Here is a 26629-nt window from a genome sequence, read left to right on the forward strand (position 1 = left end):
GGATGGCAGAAAATCGAATTGAAGACAATCGGGAAGGAACGATCATTCGGCTTCAGGGTGGATTTTATGATGTCATGACACCTCAAGGCGAGATTCGTTCACGGGCACGCGGTAATTTCAGAAAACGGGGCATCAGCCCGGTCGTTGGGGATGAAGTTGTTCTACACATTGAAAGTGAGACCGGATATATCCTGGAAGTAAAGGACCGTCAAAACTTCCTCGTTCGCCCGCCGGTTGCCAACATTGATCAAGCGTTGTTGGTCGTTTCAGCAGCAGAACCTGATTTTTCTGCCCATCTTCTCGATCGGTTTTTGGTACTGATCGAAGCAAAAGAGATTCAACCGATCATTATCTTGACGAAGATGGACTTGCTGCAAGGAGAAGCCGAACAGCATGTATCCGAAGCGATTGCTGCCTACCGGACAATCGGCTACCAGGTCATCGAAACGTCAAGTGAGACCTTGACCGGAGTCGAATCCGTCCGTCCGTTGCTGAAAGATAAAACGAGTGTCCTGGCCGGACAGTCCGGTGTAGGAAAAAGTTCGTTGCTGAATGCTTTAGAACCTTCATTGGCACTGGAAACAAGTCATATCTCGAAGGCACTTGGACGCGGACGCCATACGACCCGCCACGTGACCCTGATGCCGCTCGGTGATGGATTAATTGCGGATACTCCGGGATTTTCGAATCTCGATTTTCCGCATGAAATGGAACTGGAAGAGTTACGTTGGTGTTTTCCTGAATTCGTTGCTTTACAGGATGATTGCAAATACCGCGGCTGCCTGCATCTGAATGAGCCCGGTTGTGCCGTTAAGCAGGCTGTCGAGGCACATGAAATCATGAGTTCGCGGTATACGAATTATGGTATGTTTGTAGAGGAAATCAAGAATCGGACACGGAGGTATTAACATGATTAAAATCGCCCCATCAATCTTATCAGCGGATTTTGCAAATTTAGAGCGGGATGTCAAAGCAGTAGAAGCGGCAGGGGCCGACTACATTCATTTTGATGTCATGGACGGTCAATTTGTTCCGAATATCTCATTCGGACTTCCTGTCTTAAGCAGTTTACGTCAAAAAACAGACATGATTTTGGATGTGCATTTAATGATTGACCGTCCGGAAAACTTTGTCGAAGCATTCGTTGAAGCAGGGGCTGATATCGTGACATTCCACGTCGAGGCAACGAATCACGTCCACCGTGTCCTGCAACAGATCAAAGCAGCCGGTGCGAAAGCGGGCGTCGTGCTCAATCCGCATACACCACTTTCGACGATTGAACACGTGCTGGAAGAAGTCGATATGGTGTTGTTGATGACGGTCAATCCAGGTTTCGGTGGTCAAGCCTTTATTCCGGGTGTCATGAAGAAATTAAGTCAACTGGCTGCGCTGAAAGCGGAACATGATCTATCGTTTGAGATTGAAATCGATGGCGGAGTCAATGCAGAGACGGCCAAATTATGTATCGAAAACGGTGCAAATGTTTTGGTCGCAGGTTCGGCGATTTATAATGCGCCGGATTATTCAGAAGCAATCACTAGTATTCGGAATGCCGCTCACGTATAATAAGAGCAGAATCAAAATTGAATGAAGACCGCAAGGGGTGTCGCGTCAAGCGGCTGAGAGAAGTGATTGGACTTTAACCCTTCGAACCTGTTCCGTTCAGACGGACGTAGGGATGTGGCGCACGCAGGCAGTACGGCGTTCGTCGTACTGTCTTTTTGCCGTCCTGCGATTTTATTTTTAGGAGGAAAAAAGGATGAAACGGCTACAAATGTTAATGGAAATTGCAATCTTTGCAAGTCTTGGTGTGGTGTTCGATTTATTGATCCCGTTTAAAATGCCTCAAGGAGGTTCCATCAGTTTGGCGATGTTACCGATTTTCGTCATGGCGTTTCGTCACGGCGTTGTCGGTGGGGTCGTGACGGGAGCACTCGTTGGAACAATCCAACTGATGTTCGCTCCACAAATTCTGACGGTCGTTCAGCCGTTACTCGATTATACGATTGCGTTCGGAGTCGTCGGACTGAGCGGACTGTTTGCCCGTCAAGTTAAAAAAGCAGCAGCAGCCGGGAAGAACGGCCGTTTGATGGCGATTGTATTAGGTGCGACATTGTTAGGTGCGGGCTTACGTTATGTCTGTCACGTCATCAGCGGAATCGTCTTCTTTGCTGAATATGCGGAAGGTCCGGTCGTTCCGTATTCCTTGATCTATAACGCGACGTATATGGTTCCGTCCTATCTGTTATGCGGTATTGTCGCAGGGCTCCTGTTTACGACGGCACCACGGCTTCTTCGTTATTCGGCACGAGGTGTCTGATGCGGGTCGTGATTGTAGCAGCCGGTCCGGCGGAAGACATTCCATCCTTACAACCGTTTATGGAGGAGAAGCCGGTTGTCATTGCTGTCGACGGCGGGGTCACCGTATTGGCGCAACAAGGTCTCGCTTTTGACTTGGCCATCGGTGACTTTGATTCGCTCGGATACAAACCGGAAGGGGCAATCATTCATCCGGCTGAAAAGGATGAGACCGATTTGGAACTGGCATTACGTTACGTCAGTCAACATTATGAAGCAACGGAAGTGCTGGTATTCGGTGCGACCGGCGGACGACTGGATATGACGCTTCAAAATGTCTATCTGTTAAAACAATTCCCGCTCGTCCGTTTGATGACGAAGCGGGAAGAGATCCGTTTCCTGCAACAGGGACAATATGACATCAAAGCAGACCAGTATCATTATCTGTCCTTCATTCCGCTCGTCCCGACGCGTTTGACGCTCCAAAGGGTCAAGTATCCGTTGACACAACACGATGTCCCGGTCGGCGGATCGTTGACCGTCAGCAATGAATGGACGAATCAGGGACCGGCAAAAGTGACGGTGCACACAGGTGAAGTTATCGCATTACGGAGTTTGTCGGACCATTGAAAAAGCGTGTTCGTTAGGATTGCCTAACGAACACGCTTTTTTAGGATTCTGTAGGTGGAGGCAGTTCAAGATTCTAACGTGGAACTGGCTGCCTGACGCTCGGTTTGAGCTGCAATATGTTTTCCTTTGACGAACAGATGGTAACAACCCCATGTCAAGAGGAAGAACGGAACACCGATATACAGCGCAATCCGTTGATCCGCCTGAAACGCCAAGCTGATCAATACGAGCATGTTCAGAGAAAACGAGATGATCGGCAAGACCGGGAAGAACGGTGTCTTGAATTTTAATTCACTGACAGCATGCCCGTTTTTGATGAATTGACGACGGAACGCAATCTGCGAAGCGGAAATTGAAATCCATCCGACTTGTGCACCGAGTCCTGCTAGTGACAACAACCAGATGAAGACGGTATCTTCCGCGAAAAAGGCGGTCAGAAGCGATAACATCGCAAACAGCATCGTAAAACATAACGCCCGCATCGGTACACCACGCGAGTTGACGATCGCAAGTTTTTTCGAAATCATGCCTTCTTGAGACATCGACCATAACATCCGGGTAGCAGCGTATAATCCCGAGTTCCCGACCGACAGTAAGGCAGTCAGAACGACGATGTTCATCAAATCGGCCGCGTACGGAATCCCGATCGCATCAAAGACCATGATGAACGGACTGCTGATACCGCCGGCTGTTTCATAAGGAATCAAGGCGCCGACGATTGTAATCGAAAGAACAAAAAAGATGAACGTCCGCCAAACCGTATTGCGGATCGCTTTCGGAATCGATTTTTCGGGATCGTTCGACTCTCCGGCCGCAACCCCGATCAGTTCCGTCCCCTGGAATGCGAAGTTGACGGCGATCATCGTCGTCAAGACTCCGAGCGCACCGTTCGGGAACAATCCGTTTGAAGTAAAGTTGGCGAATAAACTTTCCGGGCGTGCTGCCGTCATATCAATCCAGCCAAACCAAGCCGCTCCCCCGAGCGCGATGAAAAATAGAATGGCCAGGACTTTCAGGCTCGAGAACCAGAATTCAGCCTCCCCAAAGGCTTTGGCAGATACGGCGTTAAGTCCGAATAAAATGACGGTGAAGATGGCACACCAGATGACGATAGGGGTGTTCGGAAACCACCGATCCATCAGACTTCCGGCTGCCGTGATTTCAAGTGCCACCGTCACGGCCCATCCGAGCCAGTAAATCCAGCCGACGGCAAATCCGATACCCGGTCCGATGAACCGTGTCGTATACGTTTGAAACGATCCGGAAACCGGCATATGGACTGCCATCTCTCCTAAACATAACATTGTCAGATACATGATGGTCCCACCCACGATGTAACTGAGAACCGCCCCGAGCGGTCCTGCTTGCGAAATCGTTAATCCGGAACCGAGGAACAGTCCCGTACCGATAATCCCTCCGAGTGAAATCATGAAGAGATGCCGGCTTGTCATTTCTCTTTTTAACTGCATGTCTGACCCTTCCCCCTTGAAAAAAATAACTGCTCACTTATTGTAAGCGTTTTCAATTATTCAGACAATTAGTTTATAAGAAAAATAAAAAAAGAACAAAAAAAGAACCGGAAGGGAAGATTCCCATCCGGTTACTGCGCCTTATACGCGTTCGACTTTACCTGATTTGAGCGCTCGAGCTGAAACCCAAACCTTTTTAGGTTTACCGTCAACGAGAATACGTACTTTTTGTACGTTGATTCCCCAAGTGCGTTTCGTTTTGTTCAATGCGTGTGAACGGTTGTTTCCCGACTTCGGCGATTTCCCAGTAACGTAGCATTTACGTGCCATGTGTTCCGCCTCCTTTTATGTTGTTTTGCGTTCGTCCTAATAGACACTTTGCTATCTTAGCATGCTGTTAAGACGGTTGCAACATAAAAAAAGTAGCTGACAAGAAAAAAACTTGACAGACAACCTCAAAATTTAAAATAATGAATGAGGATGATGGTAAAAGTTCATTTGACCGCTACTATTTTTCACATATTCATTGTATAGTCAGTACGGCGACTTTTCAATAGTAGGTCCTTATAGTAGAATTATGGGAAGAACACAATTAACAAAGGGGGCTACTCAGGTGGCGATCGAGATGAAAACGACCTATGGAAAAATTGATGTAGACAACGATGTCGTTGCGCAACTTGCAGGCGGAGCGGCGATGGAATGTTTTGGTGTCGTTGGTATGGCGTCCCAGTCACAAATCAAAGACGGGTTGGCTGAACTGCTGAAACGCGAAAACTTTGCACGCGGTGTCATCGTACGTCAGGTATCGGAACAAGTTCACATCGATATGCATATCATTGTTAGTTACGGTACGAAAATCTCAGAAGTCGCAAACAACGTCCAGAGCCGTGTGAAGTATTCACTCAGCCAGGCACTTGGTTTAGAAGTGACATCTGTAAATATTTTTGTCCAAGGAGTCCGCTTGACGAATGTCTAAGGCGGGAATAGAGGAGGAAACTTTAGTGAGTGTAGATCGTTTAACAGGAGCGCAACTGGTCAAGATGATTCAGAATGGCGCAGCGAATCTCTATCAAAATGCGGATTTTGTCGATTCGCTGAACGTTTTCCCGGTCCCAGATGGTGACACGGGAACAAACATGAATTTGACGATGACGTCGGGTTCAAAAGAAGCGGCCAAAACAACAACAGACTCGGTCTCAGAAGTTGCCACGGTCTTTGCACGAGGTCTTTTAATGGGCGCACGCGGGAACTCAGGTGTTATCTTAAGTCAATTGTTCCGTGGTTTCTCAAAATCAATCGAAGGAAAAGATGCGATTGATACAAAGGAATTCGCAGATGCCCTGCAAAAAGGGGTCGATACAGCTTATAAAGCAGTCATGAAACCTGTCGAGGGAACGATTTTGACAGTGGCACGCGAGACAGCTGTCGCAGCGATTGCCCAGTCCGAGACAACGACCGATTTACTAGAGTTGATGCGCGGTATCGTTGAAGCGTCGAAAGTATCGCTCGAAGGCACACCGGACTTGCTACCTGTACTTAAAGAAGTCGGCGTCGTCGATTCCGGTGGTCAAGGACTGGTTTGTATCTATGAAGGATTCCTTGCGACCCTCGAAGGGAAAGAGCTTGAGAAACCGCATGCGCCTGTCATGGAAGCACTCGTCGAAGCAGAGCATCACAAATCGGCTCAAAGCTTCATGTCGACGGAAGAAATTCATTACGGTTACTGCACGGAAATCATGGTGCGTTTCCAGGACGATAAATTAGCAGATACGCCGTTCAGTGAAGAAGCATTCCGGAACGAACTCGCGGAATTCGGTGATTCATTACTCGTCGTTGCAGACGAAGAGTTACTGAAGGTTCATGTACATGTGGAAACACCGGGTGAAGTCATCACGAAAGGTCAACGTTTTGGTGAACTTGTTGCCGTCAAGATTGAAAATATGCGTCAACAGCACTCGACGATCCTCGAAGAAGAAGGCGTCAATCAAGTGGCGGCTCCGGTTGCGACAAAAGCAAAAGCCCAGTCAGCGCTTGTAACGGTAGCAATGGGTGAAGGAATCAGCGAACTCTTTAAATCACTTGGCGTCAGTGTCGTCATCGAAGGCGGACAAACGATGAACCCGTCAACGGAAGACATCGTCAAAGCAATTGAAGATGCCCATGCGGAACACGTCTACGTCTATCCGAACAACTCGAATATCATCATGGCAGCAGAACAAGCGGCATCAGTTGCTTCTTGTGGGGTGACGGTCGTGAAGTCGAAGACCGTACCTCAAGGACTGGCGGCGACCATCGTCTACAATCCGGAAGCGACAGTCGCTGAAAACGAACGTCATATGACGGATGCGATCGCAGCCGTTAAATCCGGTCAAGTCACATATGCCGTCCGCGATACAAGCATCGATGGTGTCGAGATTAAAAAAGACGATCATATGGCGATTGCCGAAAAACAAATCATCGCAACGGATCATTCGAGCCTCGGGGCTGTCAAGAAACTCGTGGATACACTTGTGACAGACGAAGATGAAATCATCACGGTCCTGTTTGGTGAAGGAGTGGCACAAGAAGAAGTTGACGAACTTGTCGCTTACATCGAATCCATCAATCCGGAAGCGGAAGTAGAAGTCCATGACGGAAAACAACCGCTCTACTCGTATATCTTAAGCGTCGAATAATATAAAACGTGAACGTACCTTTTCACATATCCCACCATCTGCGATAATAGAGGTGGGATTTTTGTTTAGTTGAAAGAGAGGGGAAAAGAAGATGAAGTATCGGAGTGTATTTGATATCATCGGTCCAATCATGGTCGGACCATCCAGTTCGCATACGGCGGGGGCAGCACGGATTGGATTGATGGCGGGGAAATTGTTTGGCGAGCAGCCGACGGATATTACGATCACCTTTTATGGGTCATTTGCGGACACATACCGGGGACACGGAACGGACGTCGCCATTATCGGCGGTGTCCTCGGCTATGATACGTTTGACGACCGGATTCCGGAATCAATCAAGATTGCGGAACAAAAAGGAATCCGGATTCATTTTGAAACAAGTGAGGCACTGACGGATCATCCGAATACGGCACGTGTTCATTTAACGGATGGACAGGCGGAGTTTGAGCTCGTAGGGATTTCAATCGGCGGGGGAACGATTGAGATTACCGAGTTGAACGGAGTACCGTTGAAGTTGTCAGGCGGTGGACCGGCCCTGATCGTCCTGCACCATGACCGCTTCGGGGCCATCGCAGCCGTCACAAGTATTTTGGCCGATTATGAAATCAATATCGGTCACATGGAAGTATCGCGTCACGAAAAAGGCAAGCAGGCATTGATGGCGATCGAAATCGACGACCGGATGCCGACTGCCGTACTCGAAGAAATCAACCGGTTACCACAAGTCGAGCGTTCTGTCATGATGGGAGAGTGAAGAGATGTTTAAATCCGTAAAAGAACTCGTCGCACTGGCGACTGAAAAAAATGTACCGATTTCAGAAATCATGATCGAACAGGAAATGACGGTCCGGCATCTTGAACGGGATGAAGTCCTCGGGATGATGGAACGGAATCTTGAAGTCATGGAAGCAGCGGTCGAACGGTCGCTGACAGGGGACGGTGTCGAATCGGTCACTGGTCTGACCGGCGGCGATGCTGTGTTGTTACAGCGATACCGGGCAAGCGGGCAAGGCTTATCCGGCGATCTGTTGTTAGACGCCGTCAGTAAGGCAATCGGCACAAATGAAGTCAATGCGGCCATGGGAAAAATCTGTGCGACACCGACAGCCGGTAGTGCAGGCGTCGTTCCGGGAACGTTATTTGCAGTTCGGGAACGTTTGAATCCGAGCCGCGAACAGATGCTGCGCTTCCTGTTTACATCCGGTGCGTTCGGTTTTGTTGTAGCGAACAACGCGTCCATTTCCGGCGCGGCAGGCGGATGTCAGGCGGAAGTCGGTTCGGCAACTGCCATGGCAGCGGCGGCAATCGTTGAAATGGCAGGTGGAACACCTGATCAATCGGCCCACGCGTTTGCGATTGCCCTTAAGAACATGCTCGGACTCGTCTGCGATCCGGTTGCCGGACTTGTTGAAGTACCATGTGTGAAACGAAATGCCATGGGTGGAGCGAACGCGCTTGTTGCAGCCGATATGGCGTTAGCCGGTATCACGTCACGGATTCCGTGTGACGAAGTCATCGGAGCGATGTATGAAATCGGTCAAATGATGCCGTCCGCCTTACGGGAAACCGCGAAAGGCGGACTCGCCAACACACCGACAGGGCGTTGGCTCGAATCAAAAATCTTTGGGGAACTCTCGAATGAATCCATCAAATAAAGTAACCGCCTTAAAAGGAGTCGGGCGCGATTTAGCCCGTAAACTCGAAGAAATGGATATGCTGACGATTGCGGACGTGCTTGAGCACGTCCCGTTTCGTTATGACGATTTTGTGACCGGCAGTCTGACAGAGGCAATCCATGAAGACAAGGTGAAATTCACAGGACAGGTTCAATCGGAAGCGCTTGTCCGGTATTACGGAAAAGGAAAAAACCGACTCACGTTCCGTCTGCTTGTCGAAGACCGTTACAGCGTCACTGTGACGATGTTCAACCGTGCCTTTTATAAAGATCAGTTGAAACTCGGAGAAGAAGTAACGGTCAGCGGCAAATGGGATTTACACCGGATGACGATCTCAGCGACAGAATTACAATTCGGAGCGATTGAAGGGGAATTGACACCGGTCTATTCGCTCAAAGGGGACATGCGGATGAAGACGTTCCGGCGGGTCGTCGAACTGGCTTTTGCCGAATGCGAAGCGCTCGAGGAACGAATTCCGGAGAACATTCGTAAGACATATCGACTGCTGGACCGGATGACGATGTTGCGTCGGTTGCACTTCCCGACAACCCGGCAAGATTTGACGACTGCCCGGAGAAGTTATGTCTATGAAGAATGTCTGTACTTCCAACTGAAGTTACAGACGTTACGCCTTGGGAAACGAAAGGGACAGGGTCTTGCTTTACCGTTGTTCCAGCAAGAAATCGATCAATTCATTGCCACATTACCGTTTCCTCTCACCGGAGCACAAAAGCGGGTGACGGACGAAATTTTGGCTGACATGCATCGAGCGGAACGGATGAACCGGCTTCTCCAAGGAGACGTCGGAAGCGGAAAAACAGTCGTGGCGGCGATTGCCCTCTTTGCAGCGGTCCGTGCGAATAAACAAGGAGCCTTAATGGTTCCGACAGAAATTTTAGCGGAACAGCATGCCTCTTCACTTGCGCCGCTCCTCGAGCCGCTCGGCATTAAAGTCGGATTATTGACGAGTTCCGTCAAAGGGAAAAGCCGGCTCCTTCTGCTGGAAGCGTTACGGCAAGGGGAAATCGACGTATTGGTCGGGACCCATGCCTTGATTCAAGATACGGTCGTCTTCAAGGACCTTCATCTCGTCATAACGGATGAACAACACCGGTTTGGAGTCGAACAACGAAAACGCCTGCGAGCGAAAGCAGAACAGGCAGATGTTCTTTACATGACAGCGACACCGATCCCACGGACGCTAGCAATTTCCGTGTTTGGCGATATGGATGTCTCAATCATTGACGAGATGCCGGCAGGAAGAAAAGAAATTGAAACTTATTGGGCAAAACCGGAACAAATGGAACGGGTTTTCGGGTTTGTCGAAAAAGAGTTACTGCTCGGTCATCAAGCGTATGTCATCACGCCACTGATTGAGGAATCTGAATCGCTTGATGTTCAAAATGCAATCGAACTGCACGTGCTTTTGACGGAACGGTTTTCCGCACAGCGTGTCGGATTGATGCACGGTCGGCTCAGTTCGTCCGAAAAAGACGACGTCATGCAGGCCTTTAAGGAAAATCAAGTCCAAGTTCTTGTCTCGACGACCGTCGTCGAAGTCGGCGTCAACGTTCCGAATGCCTCGATCATCGTCATTTACGACGCGGAACGGTTTGGTTTGGCACAATTGCACCAGTTACGTGGTCGGGTCGGGCGGGGAGCTGCCCAATCATTTTGTATCCTGATTGCCGATCCGTCTTCCGACACCGGAAAAGAACGGATTAAAACGATGACAGAAACAAACGACGGATTTAAGCTAGCTGAAAAAGATTTGGAATTACGAGGGGCCGGGAACTTCTTCGGAACCGAGCAAAGCGGCTTGCCCCGATTTGTGCTGACAGATCCGGCACTTGACATCCAGGTGATGGAGACTGCACGAAACGACGCGGTTCGTCTGCTCCGTTCCGATGCCTTTTGGCAACATCCGGAGTACGCGGTTTTACGCCGATATATCGAACAGCAGGGACTGCTGGACGGAGAAAGAATCGAATAATACTTGAAAGTGAACAACAAGGGATATATACTACTATTAGTACCAGGTAATAATGGTAGTCATCCTTCTTGTGGGAGGAACGTACATGCGGGTACCTAAAAAAGAGCGACAAACTGAACTACAGCATACAATTGAACAAAATCCGTTCATTACGGATGAAGCATTAGCCACTCATTTCAACGTCAGTATCCAGACAATTCGACTGGATCGGATGGAAATGAAGATTCCGGAATTACGTGAACGGATTAAACACGTCGCGACGGAACGGCTAGATGATGTGCGTACATTGACTGAAAATGAAGTCATTGGTGATATGATTGACCTGAAACTGGATACATCGGCGATTTCGATTTTAGAAATCCTTCCGGAACACGCGTTCAGCCGAAATGCCATTGCCCGCGGACATATTTTGTTTGCCCAAGCCAATTCATTAGCGATCGCCTTGATTGATGATGAACTGGCTTTGACGACAAAAGCCAACGTCCAGTTTACACGGTCCGTTCACGTCGGTGAACGTGTCGTGGCAAAAGCATTCGTCAGTTCGCACCGGCAGGATGGCCGATCGGACATCAACGTCGAGAGTTTTGTCGGCGATGAGTGTGTGTTCATCGGTGAATTTACGGTGTATCGAAGTAGTAAGGAGGAGTCAAAATGATTTTAGCAGTAGACGCAATGGGAGGAGATCATGCTCCACGCGCCATCGTAGAAGGAGTCGTTCAATTTTTAGCGGAGCGTCCGACGGAACAGATTGAAATCCGTCTGGTCGGCGACGAATTAAAATTACGTTCGTATGACATCAAGGATCCACGTGTGAAAATCATTCACGCCGCATCCGTCATTACCGGAGAAGACGAACCGGTCCGAGCAATCCGTCGCAAGAAAGACAGCTCACTCGTGGTGGCTGCAAACCTGGTGAAATCAAAAGAAGCAGATGCTTTGATTTCAGCAGGCAACACGGGTGCACTCATGACAGCCGGATTGTTCGTGATTGGTCGGATCGAAGGGATTGACCGTCCGGCATTAGCGCCGACGTTCCCGACACGAAATGGAAAAGGGGTCGTCATCTTAGATGTCGGTGCCAATCCAGATGCAAAAGCCGAACATCTTTTGGATTATGCGATCATGGGGTCGGTCTACGCAGAACAAGTCAGAGGAATCAAACAGCCGAAAGTGGCCTTGCTGAATATCGGATCAGAAGCCGGTAAAGGGAATGCCCTGACGAAAGAGACTTATCCTCTGCTTGAGACCGCGCCCATCCATTTTGTCGGGAATGTCGAAGCGCGAGAAGCGATGAGCGGGGAAGTAGATGTCATCGTGACGGAAGGTTTCGCCGGAAACACGCTGTTAAAGAGTACAGAAGGCGCCGCCAGTATGATCATGGGCGTCATGAAAGAACAATTCATGAGTTCATTCAGTTCAAAAATCGCGGCTTTGATTTTAAAACCGAAGCTGAAAAAAATGAAACAACTGCTTGCCTATGAAGAATACGGCGGAGCCGGATTATTCGGAATTGCCGCTCCGGTCATCAAAGCCCATGGTTCGAGTAATGCCTACGCGTTCAGCCGGGCGTTGGTACAAGCAGAGCAGATGGTCGAACAGCAGGTAGTTACAAAAATCATCGAGGCAAAAACAACGAAAGAAATCTAAAGGGGTGAGACGGATGGGTAAAACGGTTTGGATGTTCCCAGGTCAAGGATCACAAATGCCAGGCATGGGACAAACACTTCTCCATCATGAAGAGTCACGTCAAGCATTGATGGACCTCGGGACACGGATTGGTCTTGATTTAACGGATCTGTTGACGACAGGGACAAAAGAAGATTTGAAACCGACGGAAATCGCACAACCTGCCATCGTTGCACACAGCACGCTGCTTGCGAATCGTTATGCGGCGCTTGGTCACCGGCCGGACTTCGTACTCGGACACAGCGTCGGAGAGTACAGTGCCCTCGTTGCCGCATCTGTGTTGACGGCAAGTGAAGCGGTCTATCTCGTACGCGAACGAGGAAATCTGATGAATCAAGTGACGGGCGGGACGATGGCAGCTGTCATCGGTCTAAACGATGTCGAAGCAGCCCATCATGCTGTCGAGTCCATTGCGGCAACGGGAGAAATCGTTCAAATCGCCAACTACAACTGTCCGGGGCAATTCGTGATTTCAGGACAAGTTGCAGCTGTCGAGACGGCGACTGCGAAATTAAAAGAGTTGGGCGCGAAACGTGTCCTGCCGCTTGATGTATCAGGAGCGTTCCACTCGTCGTTAATGACACCGTTTGCCTCACGGTTCGAAGATATCTTGGTTTCTTCACCATTTCAGGCGGCAAAAACGAAATTCATCTCGAATGTTGACAGTGATTTCCACGATCAGCCGGATGAATTGATCCGTTTACTCGTCCAACAATTGTATTCACCGGTTCGTTTTGAAGCCTGTGTGGAAAAATTGATTGCAGAAGGTGCGGATACATTCATCGAATTCGGTCCGTCGTCCCCTCTCAGCGGTCTCGTCAAGCGGATTAAAAAAGACGTCAAGATTGTCAGTATCACGACACTTGAACAATTAGAAGCGGAGGCGATTCGTTGAATAAGGTAGCACTCGTCACCGGCGCATCACGTGGAATCGGAGCCGCTATCGCCAAACGGTTGGCGGCAGACGGATTCCGGATCGTCGTGAACTACGCCGGGAATACAGCAAAAGCAGAAGAAGTCGTTTCGGCCATCGTCGATGCGGGCGGTGAGGCCATCGCCGTCCAGGCAGACGTGGCTGATGCCGAACAAGTCAAGGCATTGCTGAAAACGGCACTGGATACTTACGGTCAGTTGGATTGTGTCGTCAACAATGCCGGAATCACGCGTGACGGTCTGTTAATGCGAATGAAAGAAGCAGATTTTGATGCGGTTCTGAACACCAACTTAAAAGGTGCGTTTCTTGTGACACAAGCGGCGACGCGGCCATTATTAAAAACGAGCGGTCGCATCATCAATATCGCTTCCGTCGTCGGCATCACCGGTAATCCCGGTCAAGCCAACTATGTGGCGGCGAAAGCGGGGCTGATCGGATTTACGAAGTCGGTCGCACGCGAACTGGCAAGTAAAGGCGTTACGGCGAATGCGATTTGTCCCGGTTTTATTGAAACCGATATGACGGATGAATTGACAGAAGCGCAACGTAATCAGACGCTCGATCAAATTCCGTTAAAACGATTTGGTCAGACGGACGATATCGCATCGCTCGTCAGTTTTATCGCGTCAGACAATGCCCGTTACATCACTGGTCAAACTTTGGCAGTCGATGGCGGCATGACAATGTAAGTGAACTGTGGTAGTACTTTGCCAAATTGGCAATCATCTTATATACTCAACTCATGGAGGGATTTTAAAATGACAAAAGAACAAATTTTAGTAGACGTGCAAGAAGCAATCGCAGAGAAATTAGGTAAAGAACAGAGTGAAATCACACTCGACAAATCGTTTAAAGACGATCTCGGAGCAGATTCACTTGAAGTCATGGAACTCGTAATGGATCTCGAAGATAAATTCGAAATCACAATCGAAGATGACCAAGCAGAAAACTTAAAAACAGTTGGCGATGTCGTTAGCTACATCGAAACACAAGTCTAATATATGAAGCTGAACCCACCGCGTATTTGCGGTGGGATTTAGCTGTTTAGGAGGCATTATGACGAATCAAAAAGGACGTCGTGTCCGAAAAGGACCCTATGTAAAGCGACGCAAAGACTCACGGGCTTTGGCGCAAATTGAACAGAAGTTCGGACAGCTCCAGGAACGGCTGGACATTCATTTTGCGAATGTAGAACTATTAAAGCAAGCATTTACACATTCTTCGTTTGTGAATGAGCAGCGTGAATCAGACGGGGATAATGAACGTCTTGAATTTCTGGGTGACGCGGTACTTGAATTGACAGTCTCCCGTTATCTCTTTCAACACTACCCGGAACGTTCCGAGGGGGAATTAACAAAGCTGCGTGCGGCCATCGTCTGTGAGCCGTCACTGGTCCAGTTCGCGAATCATTATGAGTTTTCCGAAATGATTCTACTTGGTAAAGGAGAGGAACTGACAGGGGGAAGAAATCGTCCGGCACTACTCGCGGATGTATTTGAAGCCTTCATCGGTGCCTTATACCTCGACCAAGGGATTGAAGCTGCAGAACGATTCCTCGCCGAAGCGGTTTTTCCGAAAGTGGCGTCTGGATTTTTTGAAGAACAAACTGATTTTAAAAGTCAGCTCCAAGAAGCGATCCAACGGGTCGGACTGGGACAGATCGAGTATGAAATCATCGAAGAACGCGGACCGGCACACAGTCGGGAGTTTATTTCACGCGTGCACATCGCGGATAAACTGGAAGGCATCGGGACCGGCCGCTCGAAAAAAGAAGCGGAACAGCAGGCTGCCAAACAAGCCTTGCTTGAACTGAAAAACAGCTTTTGACACGAAAAAAAGGCACCCATTTCAAATGGAGTGCCTTTTTGTGAGCAATCTTAAACAGTTTTCAGTGATTTCAGTTCATCGACGATGGCATCGACTTCTGCCAATGTCAACGACTCACGCATCATGACGAAATCATAAATCTCTTTTAAATCGTCGTTTTTTGTTCCGTCGAATTGTTCCGCCTTGATGACGCCTTTGTTAATGATGTTCAATTTATCCAGGATCTCTACGATCATTTGTTCAATTGTCATGTCTTAAAATCTCCTCTTCATTTCTTTAAGCCTAACATTACCATAAAAGCTACCATTTTGTAGACCTTTCGGCTATGGTAAACTAAAAGAAAATCAAAAAGAAATTTAAACATATGGGTGGTCAAGATGTACTTAAAACGAATTGAAATCAATGGCTTCAAGTCATTTGCTAGTCGGACGGAGCTCGACTTCCTTCCGGGAGTCACGGCTGTCGTCGGACCAAATGGCAGCGGGAAGTCCAATATATCGGATGCAGTGCGCTGGGTGCTCGGTGAGCAGTCGGCTAAATCATTACGCGGTGCGAAGATGGAAGATGTCATCTTTGCCGGAAGTATCTCGGAACACCGGAAACAATTTGCGGAAGTCACGCTCGTGCTCGACAATGAATCGGGTACGGTCGCTTTGCCGTATCAAGAAATCAATGTGACGCGGCGTGTCACGCGAAACGGAGACAGTGACTACTTCTTAAATAAAAAACCGTGTCGTTTGAAAGACGTGCTCGATTTATTTATGGATACCGGATTGTCCCGCGATGCATTTGCCATCATCGGTCAAGGACGAGTCGAACAAGTCATTTCCGGAAAACCGGAAGAACGGCGCTCCGTCATCGAAGAGGCGGCCGGTGTTTTGAAATACCGGAACCGTAAAAAACAAGCCGAAAGAAAGCTGACGGATACAGAAACAAATCTTTCCCGTGTCGATGATATTCTGTACGAACTGGGTGGACGAATTGAGCCGTTACGGGAACAAGCGTCACTGGCAAAAGAATTTTTAGTAGCCCGTGAACGGTATGACTTCTTGGAACGGGGAATCATTGCGACCGAAATCGAGCAGTATATGACGCAACTCACTGACGTGTCGACGGAAATCGAATCCTGCCAAGCCCAACTGCTTGCGGAGCAGGAGCGGTTGCAAGAAACAATAGCGACAAGGGAAACACAAGAAACATCGTTAGAAGAGAAGCGGCGCTTAGAAACGGAAATGCAGGACCGCCTGCGGCTCGTATCGACGAAACTCGTTGAAATCGAAGGGGCTTTAAACCTGGCGAAAGAACGGGAAAAGCACGGAGCGGAAATGAAGGCGCGTCTCGAACAGGAAGTAACGGTTGCAGAACAACGGGTAGCACAAATCGAACAAGAAGAACAGACGGTGCTGAAGCAACAGCAAGAGACACAACAATTGTATCTTCAAACAGTCGCAAAACGGGAACAAGCCGATGCCGCCTTATCTTACTCCGACCGGGACTTTGAAAAAGAAGCCGAACAATTGCGTTCGGAAGCGTTTGAAGTAGCGAGCCGGTTGGCAGCGACGACCAATGCATACCATCGGGCGCAACAAGATCTGTTACATGCAGAAGAGCAGCAACGGAGCTTTTCGGAAAACGTCGGCTCGAAACAAACGGATCGTTCGACGTATGAAGCGGAAACCATCCGTCTTGCTCAGCAGGTAGAAGAATTACGGAATCGCTTGGAAACATTGCGTCAGGAAGAAAAGACACAGCAAGACCAGCATCGTCAGCAACAAGAGACATTACGTCAAACGGATCAATCGATCATCGATCTCCACCGACGCCGCGATAAGACCGAAGACCGGATTGAATTTTTGGAATCCGTCAAAGCCGACTACAGTGGTTATTTCGGAGCCGTCAAAACCGTTTTAAAACAGCGGGACCGGATTGCCGGAATCCACGGTGCCGTCGCAGAACTGATCACCGTTCCCGCCCGCTTCGAGGCAGCGATTGAGACCGCACTAGGCGGCGCGATGCAAAACGTCGTCGTCGATACCGATGTGACCGGACGGAAACTGATCCAAGAGTTGCGCCGGCTGAATGCCGGGCGGGCGACGTTTATGCCGCTCTCGTCGATTCAGCGCCGGGAACTGAGCGCTTCCGTTCAGCAAAGCGTGTCAGGGATGCCTGGATATCTCGGTGTCGCAAGTCAGCTAGTCACGACGCGGGAAGACTTTACGAAACTAAAAGATAATCTGCTCGGGACGACACTCGTCGTCGAATCACTTGAACAAGCCAATGCCATCGCCCGTTCAACCGGGCACCGTTACCGGATCGTGACGCTCGAGGGTGATGTCGTTAACGTCGGCGGATCGATGACGGGAGGCAGTCGTAAAAAGGGGACACCGCTCTTCAGCCAATCCCGTGAACTAGAAGAGTTGCAGACAGGATTGAAACAAGGTCAAGCCGTCATTCGTGAACAAGAGCGGCGACGTGATGAAATGAAAACAGCCATGCAACAACTCGTCGACTCGCTTGAAACAAACACCCGTGATATTCAATTGGTTCAAGCACAATTGGAAAGTGTTCGCGAAGCTTACACGGATGCGAAACGCAGTCTCGCCGTCACAGCTTCTGAATTATCGGTCCACGACGGTCAATTGACTCGTCTCGCTGAACAAGCGGCAGAGGCGAAATCCATCATCGCGGCATCAGAGCAGGACATAGAACAGTTAACGAACCGGCAAGCGGAATTGCGGCAAGCAATCGATCAACTGAAGGAAGCGCAGTCACGCGGAGCAGTTGCGGTCGAAGAATTGAAGCAACAGCAAGCGGAAGCCTTGCTTGAGGAACGGACTGTCAGCATGACACATGACCAGATCGACCGCGAGGTAACACGTCTCCGTGAGACATTGAGTCATGCAAAATTAGAAAGAAGTCATAAACGCCGTGATCTGAAGCATGTCCTGGAAGGATTCGACGAAGCGAAGATTGATGCCCTGCACACTGAGAAAACGCAGATGCAACAGGAACAAGCTTCAGTCGAGCGTGAATTAACGCTTGTGACGGCAGAAATTCAGCAGGCAGCAGAAAACTTACGTCTGTTACGGATCCAGGAAGCGAAACTGACAGAAGCCCGGCAAGGAACGACACAGCGGCTCGATCAAGCCCGGCTTACTCAGGGAAGGCTCAGTACACGCCTTGAAACCCGCCACGAGACACTTGAAGAAATGGGACTGGTCGCTGAGTTGATTCAACCGCTGACGATTTCATTCGAGGAGGCGAAGGAAGAATTGCATCTTCTGAAGCGGCAACTCGAGGAAATCGGGATTGTCAATCTTGGTGCGATTGAAGAATTTGCCGAAGTCGATCAACGTTTTACGTTCCTGTCCACGCAACGCGACGATCTGGTCAGTGCGAAGACCGATTTATATGTGGTCATTGAAGAAATGGACCGGGAAGTAATCCGGCTGTTCAAACAGACGTACACAGCGGTCCGGGAACATTTCCGGGAAACGTTCCGTGAACTGTTTGGCGGCGGGGAGGCCGACTTGATTCTCGTCGACCCTACGGATCTGTTGACAAGCGGTATTGATATCGTGGCTAAACCGCCCGGTAAAAAGTTACAGAACCTGTCCTTGTTGTCAGGCGGAGAACGAGCGCTGACAGCGATTGCTTTATTGTTTGCCATCTTAAAAACACGCCCGGTACCGTTCTGTGTTCTTGATGAGGTCGAAGCAGCCCTCGATGAGGCGAATGTCGCCCGATTCGGAGAGTTCGTTCATCAACTGGCACGTGAGACCCAGTTCATCATCATCACCCACCGTAAGGGAACGATGGAGTCAGCTGATGTCCTGTATGGTGTGACGATGCAACAAAACGGTATTTCCGAAGTATTATCCGTTAAACTGGAAGAAGCGAGACGGACATTAAGCGAAGAAGTAGAACCAAAGGGGATAAAAAAATGAGTTTCTTTAAAAAGTTAAAAGACCGGTTGACGACTTCGACACAAGAAGTGACATCGAAGTTTACGGAAGGTTTGACGAAAACACGGGACGGACTGGCGAATGCCGTCAATGATCTCGTCTACCGCTTCCGGGAAGTCGACGAAGATTTTTTCGAAGAGTTGGAAGAAGTATTGATTCAGGCCGATGTCGGTGTCACGACGACGATGGATCTTGTCGAAAAGTTAAAAATTGAAGTCAAACGTAAAAACGTCAAGGATACAAAAGAAGTGCGTGACGTACTTGTCGAAGTCGTCGCGAGCATGCTGGTGGAAGAAGAAGAGTCCGAACTTGATCTCAGTCATGAACTCAATGTGATCTTATTTGTCGGTGTCAACGGCGTCGGGAAAACGACGACAATCGGTAAACTGGCGAATCGTCTGAAAAACGAAGGCAAAACGGTAATGCTCGCAGCCGGCGATACATTCCGGGCCGGTGCAATCGACCAACTTCAAGTCTGGGGTGAACGTTCCGGTGTTCCGGTCATCCGTCAGGGAGAAGGATCGGATCCGGCGGCAGTCATCTATGATGCTGTCCAGGCCGCAAAAGCACGCCGTGTCGATGTCCTGATTTGCGATACGGCCGGCCGTCTGCAAAACAAAGTCAATTTAATGAATGAACTTGAAAAAGTAAAACGTGTCATCGAACGGGAAATCCCGGGAGCACCACATGAAGTATTGCTTGCACTTGACGCGACGACCGGTCAAAATGCAATGGTTCAAGCCAAAGCCTTTAAACAGGCGACCGATGTCAGCGGGATCGTTCTGACGAAGCTTGACGGAACGGCGAAAGGCGGAATCGTTCTTGCGATTAAGAATGAGCTGGATCTGCCGGTGAAATTCGTCGGTCTCGGTGAAAAAATCGATGACCTACAACCGTTCGATGCCGAACAATTCGTCTATGGATTATTCGGGGATGTCTTTGAAGAAAAAGAAACAGTCGAAGAAGTCCGAGAAGAGGACTGACCTCGATTTCCTTGTAAAGAAAAAAACTTGACAACACACTGTGAGGGCTGTACTATACTATCTGTAAAGGAATTTCACTTAACAACCGTGGAGGTGCTCGAATGACACTTGATAAGACGAACCGGATGAATTATCTGATTGACTTTTATCAGGAGCTTTTGACGCCGAAACAACGGAATTATATGTCACTCTATTATCTGGATGACTTTTCGTTAGGTGAGATCGCCGATGAGTTTGAAGTCAGCCGACAAGCAGTCTACGACAACATAAAACGTACGGAAGCGATGCTTGAACAATATGAAGAACGACTGGGTCTGTTTGCAAAGTATGAACAGAGAAAGTTACTCCTTGATCAGTTAAAGCAACTTGACCTTCCGAGCGAAGCTCACGTGACCATTGCGGCACTTGAGCAATTAGAGTAGGGGGCAATTTCATGGCATTCGAAGGATTATCGGAACGGCTTCAAGCCAGCCTCGCTAAAATGCGGGGTAAAGGTAAGATTTCTGAAGCGGACGTAAAAGAAATGATGCGTGAGGTCCGCCTTGCGTTATTAGAAGCTGACGTCAACTTCAAAGTCGTCAAACAATTCGTAAATGATGTGAAAGAACGTGCAGTCGGGCAAGATGTCATGACGTCTCTCACACCAGGTCAGCAAGTCGTCAAAATCGTCCATGACGAATTGACGAAACTGATGGGGTCAGAAGTTTCTCCGTTGACGTTATCGAACCGTCCGCCAACCGTCATCATGATGACCGGTTTACAAGGGGCAGGTAAGACGACGACGGTCGGAAAACTCGCGAATCATTTACGGAAGAAACAAAATCGCAGTCCACTGCTCGTCGCAGCGGATATTTACCGACCGGCTGCGATCAAACAGCTCGAGACGTTAGGGAAACAACTCGAACTGCCGGTTTTCTCAATGGGAGATCAGGTCAGTCCACAAGAGATTGTTACGAACGCTCTCGACTATGCAAAAGAGCATCACCACGATATCGTGTTGATCGATACGGCGGGACGCTTACATATCGACGAGGACCTGATGCAGGAACTGGTTGATGTGAAAGAAATCGCCAAACCAAATGAAATTTTCCTTGTCGTCGATTCAATGACGGGTCAGGACGCTGTCAATGTCGCGCAAAGCTTTAATGAAAAGCTGGGTGTGACAGGTGTCGTCTTGACGAAGCTCGACGGGGATACTCGAGGCGGAGCAGCACTCTCCATCAAGGCAGTCACCGGAGCACCGATTAAATTCGTCGGTCTTGGAGAGAAGCTGGACGCAATCGAGCCATTCTATCCAGAGCGGATGGCGTCACGGATTCTCGGCATGGGAGATATGCTGACGCTGATTGAAAAAGCGGAGTCTCAAATGGACGCAACACGCGCCAAAGAGCTCGAAGGCAAAATGCGCGATGCATCGTTCACGTTTGACGATTTCATCGAGCAGTTACAGCAAGTGAAACAGATGGGTCCTTTGGATGAGTTGTTAGGAATGATTCCGGGTGCCGGTAAAGGAAAGATGAAGGGTCTGAAAAATGCCCAAATCGATGAGAAGCAACTCGTCTATGTCGAAGCGATTATTCAATCGATGACAAAACGAGAGCGGACTGAACCGGAAATTCTCAATGCCAGTCGTCGGAAACGGATTGCGCGCGGCAGTGGTCGCAGCATTCAAGAAGTAAACCGATTGATTAAGCAATTTGAAGACATGCGGAAGATGATGAAACAATTCTCCGGCCAAATGGGCAAAGGGAAAAAGAAAGGCGGCTTTGGCCTCCCATTCTTCTAAAAGTCTTTTCACTTTTGCTGGAACGTTGTATACTAGTGAAGTTGTCAATTTGACTAAACGAAAAAAAATTATTTATTATTTGGAGGGACTTACGAATGGCAGTTAAAATTCGTCTTAAGCGCATGGGCGCAAACAAATCACCTTTCTACCGTGTGGTAGTAGCAGACTCACGTGCACCACGTGATGGTCGTTTCATCGAGCAAATCGGATACTACAACCCGGTTGCTAAACCAGAAGCAGAAGTAAAACTTAACGAAGAGCTTGCTCTTAAATGGCTCGCTGAAGGTGCTAAACCTTCGGACACAGTTCGTAACCTCTTCTCAAAAGCTGGTATCATGGAGAAATTCCACAACGCGAAACTCGCGAAGTAAGACGATTGGAGGTGAGCGAAAGCTTACCTCCTTTTTGTATGGCAAAATAATAACAAGAAATAAGACTTGTGGATAAGGAAGTGAAACAGATGGAATGGTTGGAAGTCGCAAAAATCGCCAACACGCACGGTTTGAAAGGCGAATTGAAACTCCTCGCAAGCACGGATTTTCCGGAACAGCGTTTTAAAGTCGGTAATGAGGTATTTCTTGAGTCGAACGGAATCTACACGCCGTTTACGATTAGCAGTTACCGCAAACATAAACAATTCATCATGGTGACGTTCAAAGGCATGCAACACATCAATGATGTCGAGAAATATAAAGGCTTGAAACTGTATGTGCATCCGGAAGCCTTACAAGAGCTCGGAGAACATGAATTTTATTACCATGAAATCATCGGCTGTACCGTCTTTGACGGTGAGGATGAAATTGGTGTCGTATCCGAGATTCTCGAGACGGGTGCAAACGACGTCTGGACGATCAAACGTCCCGGCAAAAAAGATGTGCTGATTCCCTATATCGAACAAGTCGTCGCTTCAATTGACGTCGAAGCCAAACGGATTCAAATCACACCGTTACCGGGTTTGATAGAAGGATGAACATCACGGTCCTGACGCTATTTCCGGAAATGTTCACGGCACTGAATCACTCGATTGTCGCCCGTGCGCAAGAGGAGAAACGGATTGAACTCAACTATGTCAATTTCCGGGACTACTCGACGAATCGTCATGGTCGTGTCGATGATTCCCCCTACGGCGGTGGGGCAGGCATGTTATTGACGCCCCAACCGATTTTTGACGCAATCGCCGACTTGCCTGAAGCAAAACGGCGTATCATTGCGTTGACACCAACAGGGCGTCGGTTTGATCAACGTCTTGCGGAAGAATGGTCCAAAGAAACGGATCTTGTCTTTTTATGCGGTCATTATGAAGGGTTCGACCAACGGGTTCATGATGAACTGGTGACAGATGAAGTCTCACTTGGCGATTTTGTTCTGACCGGCGGCGAACTTGCAGCCATGACGATGATCGATGCGACGGTCCGCCTGTTGCCGGATGTTCTCGGAAAGGCCGCGAGCCATGAAGACGACTCGTTTTCGACCGGTCTGCTCGAATACCCGCATTACACACGGCCGGCTGATTTTCGCGGTTTGACGGTCCCGGAAGTTTTATTGTCGGGTAATCATGCCCGGATTGAAACGTGGCGCCGTGAACAGGCATTGAGACGGACGCTTGAGCGGCGACCGGATTTACTCGAAACGGCCGACCTGTCCGAGACCGACCGCCGTTACCTGCAATCAATTTCAGGATTGTCAAACGACTGAAACTGTGATAAGTTAAAACATGTGGCAAAAGCCACCTATTAACGATGTTCCGCTGTTGGATGCCAGAGGCAAATGAAGATACGAACATTGGTGAAAAAAGGAGAAATCATTCATGAACACACAACAATTGTTCCGTGAAATTACACAAGAACAAATCAAGTCAGACGTCCCTGCATTCCGTCCTGGTGATACAGTCCGCGTCCACGTTAAAGTCGTCGAGGGAACGCGTGAGCGGATCCAGCTTTTCGAAGGCGTAGTCATCAAACGTCACGGTGGCGGCATCAGCGAAACGTTTACAGTTCGTAAGATTTCTTACGGAGTTGGCGTTGAGCGTGCATTCCCGCTTCACTCACCACGTGTTGCGCAAATCGAAGTCGTTCGTTACGGTAAAGTCCGTCGTGCGAAACTTTACTACCTCCGTAACCTTCGTGGTAAAGCGGCTCGTATTAAAGAAATTCGTCGTTAATCATGTGAAAAAGTGGCTTGTCTCCGGACAAGCTTCTTTTTTTTATCGTTTATGCGTATACTAGGTTTAGGCAAGAGATTGAGTTGAAGGAGTGGAACGCGTGAAGGAGTTATTTAGTTGGATTAAGGCGCTGGTCGTGGCGCTCGTAATTGCGTTCATCATCCGAACGTTTTTATTCGTCCCGGTTATTGTGGACGGCGAATCGATGATGCCGACCTTACACAATTCGGACCGAATGATTGTCAATAAGGTTCCTTATTATTTCAATGAACCGGAACGGGGGGACATCGTGGTCTTCCATGCGACAGAAACACGGGACTACATCAAACGTGTGATTGCTGTTCCAGGTGATACGATGTACTACAAAGATGATACGTTATACGTCAACGATAAAAAAGTCGAGGAACCTTATCTGAATGAATTTAAGGCACAGATGAACGGTGTTCCTTTAACAGAAGACTTTACATTGGAAGAAAAAACAGCACAAAAAACGGTTCCAAAAGGAAAAGTATTTGTGATGGGGGATAACCGTCAAAACTCGAAAGACAGCCGGGATATCGGTTTTGTGGATGAGGATCAAATCGTCGGTACGACGAATTTCGTCTTCTATCCGTTTAATGATGTCCGGTCCGTTGATTGATGAAGGAGATCCTCTTTCAAGAAACGAAGTTCACAAAATGTGGACTTCGTTTTTTTGTTCGGACGGGGACAGGGTTCTTTTCTGTCGAAAAGTTGCGTATACTAGAGAATGGATCGTTTCTCTCGAACAGACAGTGGATCGGTAACACGGGACACGACGTATATATCGTTCATTATTAGCAGTCCAAGCACTATGAAAACTTGAGGTGGAAGAAATGACAATACAATGGTTCCCGGGACACATGGCGAAAGCACGCCGTGAAGTGACGGAAAAATTAAAATTGATTGATGTCGTCATCGAATTAGTCGACGCACGTTTACCGATGTCGAGCCGTAATCCGATGGTCGAACAAATCACAGCAGGCAAACCACGACTGATCGTCCTGAATAAATCAGATATGGCGGATGCCCGGCTGACGGAAAAATGGATGCAGGCACTCCGTAAAGACGGTGTCGACGTCATCGCCGTGGATGCGAAGCACAGTAAAGGGTTGGGTCAGATTCATGAAGGTGCCTTACGCTTGATGAAAGACAAACATGACCGGATGCGGGATAAGGGACGGAACCCGAGTGCGATTCGCGCGTTGATCATCGGGATTCCGAACGTCGGAAAATCAACCTTGATCAATCGGTTGGCCGGACGGAACATCGCAATCACAGGCGACCGTCCAGGTGTAACGAAACGTCAACAATGGATCAAAATGAAAACAGGTGAAATGGAACTACTCGATACACCGGGAATTCTTTGGCCGAAGTTCGATGACCAGCTTGTCGGTTACCGTTTAGCGGCGACGGGTGCCATTAAAGATGATATCCTGAATATCGATGATATCGCCTTGTTTGCAATCCGAGAGCTCAAGTCCCGTTATCCGGAGCAACTGAAAGCCCGTTATCGGTTACAGGATGTGTCAGGTGAAGCCGTCGAAGTGCTCGAAGCGATCGGTAAAAACCGCGGTTTCGTAACAGGCGGTTATGTCGACTTTGAACGGACGAGTGAAATGTTGCTTCATGAGCTACGGACGGAGAAAATTGGTCGTGTCACGCTCGAGACCGTCGAAGAGTGGGCAACCGTCACAGAATAAGACAGGCTTGGGTTTCTCATCATGAGAAATCCAAGCTTTTTTCAAAAAGGAGCTACGTCATGAACATAACGGAAATCAAAACCCGATTGGCACACGCTTCGCGTGAAGAATTGGAACAAATTAAAAGGGAATTCGCCGAAGATGAACGAAAAGGTGTTGTTACGGCCCTGAAACAAGCAGAACGTCGATTGTTGCATGAAGAGCAGCAACGTGTCCAGTTCCAGGAGCGGTCCCTGTTCGAAGACCGGTACCGTGCACAAGGGCATCAGCGAATCGCTGGAGTGGATGAAGTCGGCCGTGGGCCGCTCGCCGGTCCCGTCGTCGCAGCAGCCGTCATCCTGCCGGCCGGCTTTTATCATCCCGGATTGACGGATTCAAAACAGATGTCCAAAAAGCAACGAAGCGCCGCTTATCAACATATTCAGGAGGTCGCAGAAGTCGCAATCGGTATCATCGAGCCGGAAGAGATCGACCGGATCAACATCTATCAGGCCTCGAAGCAAGCGATGCAACAGGCTGTTGCTCAGTTGACACCGGATGCCTTGTTAGTGGATGCAATGACACTCGATGTCGATTTTCCGCAAGAGTCTCTGATCAAAGGAGATGCGCGGAGCGTCTCGATTGCAGCGGCGAGTGTCATCGCTAAAGAAACACGGGATAAGATGATGGAACAATACGCCGTTCTCTATCCGGAGTACGGTTTTGATCAACATGCCGGGTACGGGACAGCACAACACTTACAGGCACTCGATCGTGTCGGGGTGACACCGATTCACCGGAAGACATTTAAACCGGTCCTCGACCGACTTTAGGGGGTAAACCATC

At 48.8% G+C, this 26629-nt stretch carries 29 protein-coding genes and 1 riboswitch; of the genes, 26 read left to right on the forward strand and 3 right to left on the reverse strand.

The genetic code is table 11. From position 1 onward, the window contains the following. The first annotated feature begins 2 nt into the window (after window positions 1–2). The 4 genes from rsgA (at window position 3) to N7U64_RS02000 (ending at window position 2928) form a co-directional block, all read left to right on the forward strand. Window positions 3–908, forward strand: coding sequence for a ribosome small subunit-dependent GTPase A (gene rsgA / locus N7U64_RS01985; RefSeq protein ID WP_012370792.1), 906 nt, complete (start codon window positions 3–5; stop codon window positions 906–908). A gap of 1 nt (window position 909) precedes the next feature. Further along, window positions 910–1566 (forward strand): ribulose-phosphate 3-epimerase, encoded by a 657-nt coding sequence (gene rpe / locus N7U64_RS01990; RefSeq protein WP_318928198.1) that lies wholly within the window; start codon window positions 910–912, stop codon window positions 1564–1566. Window positions 1567–1589: 23 nt separating this feature from the next. Then, window positions 1590–1696: riboswitch (TPP riboswitch) on the forward strand. Window positions 1697–1759: 63 nt separating this feature from the next. Further along, window positions 1760–2320, forward strand: a complete 561-nt coding sequence (thiT, locus tag N7U64_RS01995) for an energy-coupled thiamine transporter ThiT (RefSeq protein WP_012370790.1) — start codon at window positions 1760–1762, stop codon at window positions 2318–2320. Further along, complete coding sequence (locus tag N7U64_RS02000) at window positions 2320–2928, forward strand: thiamine diphosphokinase (protein WP_012370789.1); 609 nt, start codon at window positions 2320–2322, stop codon at window positions 2926–2928. Before thiT ends, N7U64_RS02000 begins: the two co-directional genes overlap by 1 nt. A gap of 65 nt (window positions 2929–2993) precedes the next feature. Here N7U64_RS02000 and N7U64_RS02005 read toward each other — a convergent pair whose 3' ends face one another. Next, complete coding sequence (locus tag N7U64_RS02005) at window positions 2994–4397, reverse strand: amino acid permease (RefSeq protein WP_318928201.1); 1404 nt, start codon at window positions 4395–4397, stop codon at window positions 2994–2996. A 141-nt stretch (window positions 4398–4538) separates the two neighbouring features. Continuing rightward, window positions 4539–4727 carry a 50S ribosomal protein L28 gene (gene rpmB, locus N7U64_RS02010; protein WP_012370787.1) on the reverse strand — a complete coding sequence of 63 codons (189 nt, stop codon included), beginning with the start codon at window positions 4725–4727 and terminating at the stop codon, window positions 4539–4541. A 283-nt stretch (window positions 4728–5010) separates the two neighbouring features. On the opposite strand from rpmB, the gene N7U64_RS02015 reads away from it, so the two are divergent. The 11 genes from N7U64_RS02015 (at window position 5011) to rnc (ending at window position 15188) form a co-directional block, all read left to right on the forward strand. Further along, entirely contained in the window at window positions 5011–5373 is a 363-nt protein-coding gene (locus tag N7U64_RS02015) for an Asp23/Gls24 family envelope stress response protein (protein ID WP_026827974.1), read from the forward strand. Between the two features lie 25 nt (window positions 5374–5398). After that, the gene (locus N7U64_RS02020) at window positions 5399–7072 is read left to right on the forward strand and encodes a DAK2 domain-containing protein (protein ID WP_413230420.1); all 1674 of its coding nucleotides are present in this window, start codon (window positions 5399–5401) and stop codon (window positions 7070–7072) included. 91 nt (window positions 7073–7163) lie between these two features. Then, window positions 7164–7826, forward strand: coding sequence for an L-serine ammonia-lyase, iron-sulfur-dependent subunit beta (sdaAB, locus tag N7U64_RS02025; protein WP_012370784.1), 663 nt, complete (start codon window positions 7164–7166; stop codon window positions 7824–7826). Between the two features lie 4 nt (window positions 7827–7830). After that, the gene (gene sdaAA / locus N7U64_RS02030) at window positions 7831–8727 is read left to right on the forward strand and encodes an L-serine ammonia-lyase, iron-sulfur-dependent, subunit alpha (RefSeq protein ID WP_026827977.1); all 897 of its coding nucleotides are present in this window, start codon (window positions 7831–7833) and stop codon (window positions 8725–8727) included. Continuing rightward, the gene (gene recG / locus N7U64_RS02035; RefSeq protein WP_318928206.1) at window positions 8711–10741 is read left to right on the forward strand and encodes an ATP-dependent DNA helicase RecG; all 2031 of its coding nucleotides are present in this window, start codon (window positions 8711–8713) and stop codon (window positions 10739–10741) included. Before sdaAA ends, recG begins: the two co-directional genes overlap by 17 nt. A gap of 85 nt (window positions 10742–10826) precedes the next feature. After that, complete coding sequence (gene fapR, locus N7U64_RS02040; protein ID WP_012370781.1) at window positions 10827–11396, forward strand: transcription factor FapR; 570 nt, start codon at window positions 10827–10829, stop codon at window positions 11394–11396. Beyond that, entirely contained in the window at window positions 11393–12388 is a 996-nt protein-coding gene (plsX, locus tag N7U64_RS02045) for a phosphate acyltransferase PlsX (RefSeq protein WP_318928208.1), read from the forward strand. The genes fapR and plsX overlap by 4 nt, the downstream gene beginning before the upstream one ends. 13 nt (window positions 12389–12401) lie before the next feature. Further along, on the forward strand, window positions 12402–13322 hold the full coding sequence (fabD, locus tag N7U64_RS02050) for an ACP S-malonyltransferase (RefSeq protein WP_012370779.1): 921 nt from the start codon (window positions 12402–12404) through the stop codon (window positions 13320–13322). Then, window positions 13319–14050 carry a 3-oxoacyl-[acyl-carrier-protein] reductase gene (gene fabG / locus N7U64_RS02055; protein ID WP_012370778.1) on the forward strand — a complete coding sequence of 244 codons (732 nt, stop codon included), beginning with the start codon at window positions 13319–13321 and terminating at the stop codon, window positions 14048–14050. Before fabD ends, fabG begins: the two co-directional genes overlap by 4 nt. A 69-nt stretch (window positions 14051–14119) precedes the next feature. Continuing rightward, complete coding sequence (gene acpP, locus N7U64_RS02060; RefSeq protein WP_012370777.1) at window positions 14120–14359, forward strand: acyl carrier protein; 240 nt, start codon at window positions 14120–14122, stop codon at window positions 14357–14359. 58 nt (window positions 14360–14417) lie between these two features. Further along, entirely contained in the window at window positions 14418–15188 is a 771-nt protein-coding gene (gene rnc, locus N7U64_RS02065; protein WP_012370776.1) for a ribonuclease III, read from the forward strand. Window positions 15189–15238: 50 nt separating this feature from the next. On the opposite strand, the gene N7U64_RS02070 is transcribed toward rnc, so the two are convergent. Further along, on the reverse strand, window positions 15239–15439 hold the full coding sequence (locus N7U64_RS02070) for a DUF1128 family protein (RefSeq protein WP_012370775.1): 201 nt from the start codon (window positions 15437–15439) through the stop codon (window positions 15239–15241). 126 nt (window positions 15440–15565) lie between these two features. On the opposite strand from N7U64_RS02070, the gene smc reads away from it, so the two are divergent. The 11 genes from smc to N7U64_RS02125 all read left to right on the forward strand — a co-directional run bounded on the left by smc (window position 15566) and on the right by N7U64_RS02125 (window position 26616). Continuing rightward, window positions 15566–19135 carry a chromosome segregation protein SMC gene (gene smc / locus N7U64_RS02075; protein WP_318928221.1) on the forward strand — a complete coding sequence of 1190 codons (3570 nt, stop codon included), beginning with the start codon at window positions 15566–15568 and terminating at the stop codon, window positions 19133–19135. Continuing rightward, entirely contained in the window at window positions 19132–20136 is a 1005-nt protein-coding gene (ftsY, locus tag N7U64_RS02080) for a signal recognition particle-docking protein FtsY (RefSeq protein ID WP_318928223.1), read from the forward strand. Before smc ends, ftsY begins: the two co-directional genes overlap by 4 nt. Window positions 20137–20237: 101 nt before the next feature. Further along, a complete protein-coding gene (locus tag N7U64_RS02085) occupies window positions 20238–20558 on the forward strand; it encodes a putative DNA-binding protein (RefSeq protein ID WP_012370772.1) in 321 nt (106 codons plus the stop codon). An 11-nt stretch (window positions 20559–20569) separates the two neighbouring features. After that, window positions 20570–21922: a signal recognition particle protein gene (gene ffh, locus N7U64_RS02090; protein WP_012370771.1), complete on the forward strand. Its 1353-nt coding sequence runs from the start codon at window positions 20570–20572 to the stop codon at window positions 21920–21922. 95 nt (window positions 21923–22017) lie between these two features. Further along, on the forward strand, window positions 22018–22293 hold the full coding sequence (rpsP, locus tag N7U64_RS02095; protein WP_012370770.1) for a 30S ribosomal protein S16: 276 nt from the start codon (window positions 22018–22020) through the stop codon (window positions 22291–22293). 89 nt (window positions 22294–22382) lie between these two features. Beyond that, window positions 22383–22892 carry a ribosome maturation factor RimM gene (rimM, locus tag N7U64_RS02100; protein ID WP_214763942.1) on the forward strand — a complete coding sequence of 170 codons (510 nt, stop codon included), beginning with the start codon at window positions 22383–22385 and terminating at the stop codon, window positions 22890–22892. Then, window positions 22889–23617, forward strand: a complete 729-nt coding sequence (gene trmD / locus N7U64_RS02105; protein WP_318928227.1) for a tRNA (guanosine(37)-N1)-methyltransferase TrmD — start codon at window positions 22889–22891, stop codon at window positions 23615–23617. The genes rimM and trmD overlap by 4 nt, the downstream gene beginning before the upstream one ends. 112 nt (window positions 23618–23729) lie before the next feature. Next, entirely contained in the window at window positions 23730–24083 is a 354-nt protein-coding gene (gene rplS, locus N7U64_RS02110) for a 50S ribosomal protein L19 (protein WP_012370767.1), read from the forward strand. A 100-nt stretch (window positions 24084–24183) separates the two neighbouring features. Beyond that, on the forward strand, window positions 24184–24723 hold the full coding sequence (gene lepB, locus N7U64_RS02115) for a signal peptidase I (protein WP_012370766.1): 540 nt from the start codon (window positions 24184–24186) through the stop codon (window positions 24721–24723). 214 nt (window positions 24724–24937) lie between these two features. Beyond that, entirely contained in the window at window positions 24938–25804 is an 867-nt protein-coding gene (gene ylqF, locus N7U64_RS02120; RefSeq protein ID WP_214848876.1) for a ribosome biogenesis GTPase YlqF, read from the forward strand. Between the two features lie 59 nt (window positions 25805–25863). Beyond that, on the forward strand, window positions 25864–26616 hold the full coding sequence (locus N7U64_RS02125) for a ribonuclease HII (protein WP_318928230.1): 753 nt from the start codon (window positions 25864–25866) through the stop codon (window positions 26614–26616). The last annotated feature ends 13 nt before the right edge of the window (window positions 26617–26629 follow it).

Origin of the sequence: Exiguobacterium sp. K1, assembly GCF_033721435.1 — a bacterium.
Taxonomy (GTDB): Bacteria; Bacillota; Bacilli; order Exiguobacteriales; family Exiguobacteriaceae; genus Exiguobacterium_A; species Exiguobacterium_A artemiae.

Excerpts from the sequence above, each read along its gene's own strand:
- smc (WP_318928221.1), top strand. The coding sequence starts at position 15,566 with ATGTACTTAAAACGAATTGAAATCAATGGCTTCAAGTCATTTGCTAGT.
- rplS (WP_012370767.1), top strand. The coding sequence starts at position 23,730 with ATGAACACACAACAATTGTTCCGTGAAATTACACAAGAACAAATCAAG.
- ftsY (WP_318928223.1), top strand. The coding sequence starts at position 19,132 with ATGAGTTTCTTTAAAAAGTTAAAAGACCGGTTGACGACTTCGACACAA.
- fapR (WP_012370781.1), top strand. The coding sequence starts at position 10,827 with ATGCGGGTACCTAAAAAAGAGCGACAAACTGAACTACAGCATACAATT.
- recG (WP_318928206.1), top strand. The coding sequence starts at position 8,711 with ATGAATCCATCAAATAAAGTAACCGCCTTAAAAGGAGTCGGGCGCGAT.
- N7U64_RS02085 (WP_012370772.1), top strand. The coding sequence starts at position 20,238 with ATGACACTTGATAAGACGAACCGGATGAATTATCTGATTGACTTTTAT.
- rpmB (WP_012370787.1), bottom strand. The coding sequence starts at position 4,727 with ATGGCACGTAAATGCTACGTTACTGGGAAATCGCCGAAGTCGGGAAAC.
- N7U64_RS02070 (WP_012370775.1), bottom strand. The coding sequence starts at position 15,439 with ATGACAATTGAACAAATGATCGTAGAGATCCTGGATAAATTGAACATC.
- rsgA (WP_012370792.1), top strand. The coding sequence starts at position 3 with ATGGCAGAAAATCGAATTGAAGACAATCGGGAAGGAACGATCATTCGG.
- rimM (WP_214763942.1), top strand. The coding sequence starts at position 22,383 with ATGGAATGGTTGGAAGTCGCAAAAATCGCCAACACGCACGGTTTGAAA.
- sdaAA (WP_026827977.1), top strand. The coding sequence starts at position 7,831 with ATGTTTAAATCCGTAAAAGAACTCGTCGCACTGGCGACTGAAAAAAAT.
- ylqF (WP_214848876.1), top strand. The coding sequence starts at position 24,938 with ATGACAATACAATGGTTCCCGGGACACATGGCGAAAGCACGCCGTGAA.
- fabD (WP_012370779.1), top strand. The coding sequence starts at position 12,402 with ATGGGTAAAACGGTTTGGATGTTCCCAGGTCAAGGATCACAAATGCCA.
- sdaAB (WP_012370784.1), top strand. The coding sequence starts at position 7,164 with ATGAAGTATCGGAGTGTATTTGATATCATCGGTCCAATCATGGTCGGA.
- trmD (WP_318928227.1), top strand. The coding sequence starts at position 22,889 with ATGAACATCACGGTCCTGACGCTATTTCCGGAAATGTTCACGGCACTG.
- ffh (WP_012370771.1), top strand. The coding sequence starts at position 20,570 with ATGGCATTCGAAGGATTATCGGAACGGCTTCAAGCCAGCCTCGCTAAA.
- acpP (WP_012370777.1), top strand. The coding sequence starts at position 14,120 with ATGACAAAAGAACAAATTTTAGTAGACGTGCAAGAAGCAATCGCAGAG.
- rpsP (WP_012370770.1), top strand. The coding sequence starts at position 22,018 with ATGGCAGTTAAAATTCGTCTTAAGCGCATGGGCGCAAACAAATCACCT.
- N7U64_RS02000 (WP_012370789.1), top strand. The coding sequence starts at position 2,320 with ATGCGGGTCGTGATTGTAGCAGCCGGTCCGGCGGAAGACATTCCATCC.
- thiT (WP_012370790.1), top strand. The coding sequence starts at position 1,760 with ATGAAACGGCTACAAATGTTAATGGAAATTGCAATCTTTGCAAGTCTT.
- plsX (WP_318928208.1), top strand. The coding sequence starts at position 11,393 with ATGATTTTAGCAGTAGACGCAATGGGAGGAGATCATGCTCCACGCGCC.
- N7U64_RS02005 (WP_318928201.1), bottom strand. The coding sequence starts at position 4,397 with ATGCAGTTAAAAAGAGAAATGACAAGCCGGCATCTCTTCATGATTTCA.
- rpe (WP_318928198.1), top strand. The coding sequence starts at position 910 with ATGATTAAAATCGCCCCATCAATCTTATCAGCGGATTTTGCAAATTTA.
- rnc (WP_012370776.1), top strand. The coding sequence starts at position 14,418 with ATGACGAATCAAAAAGGACGTCGTGTCCGAAAAGGACCCTATGTAAAG.
- N7U64_RS02125 (WP_318928230.1), top strand. The coding sequence starts at position 25,864 with ATGAACATAACGGAAATCAAAACCCGATTGGCACACGCTTCGCGTGAA.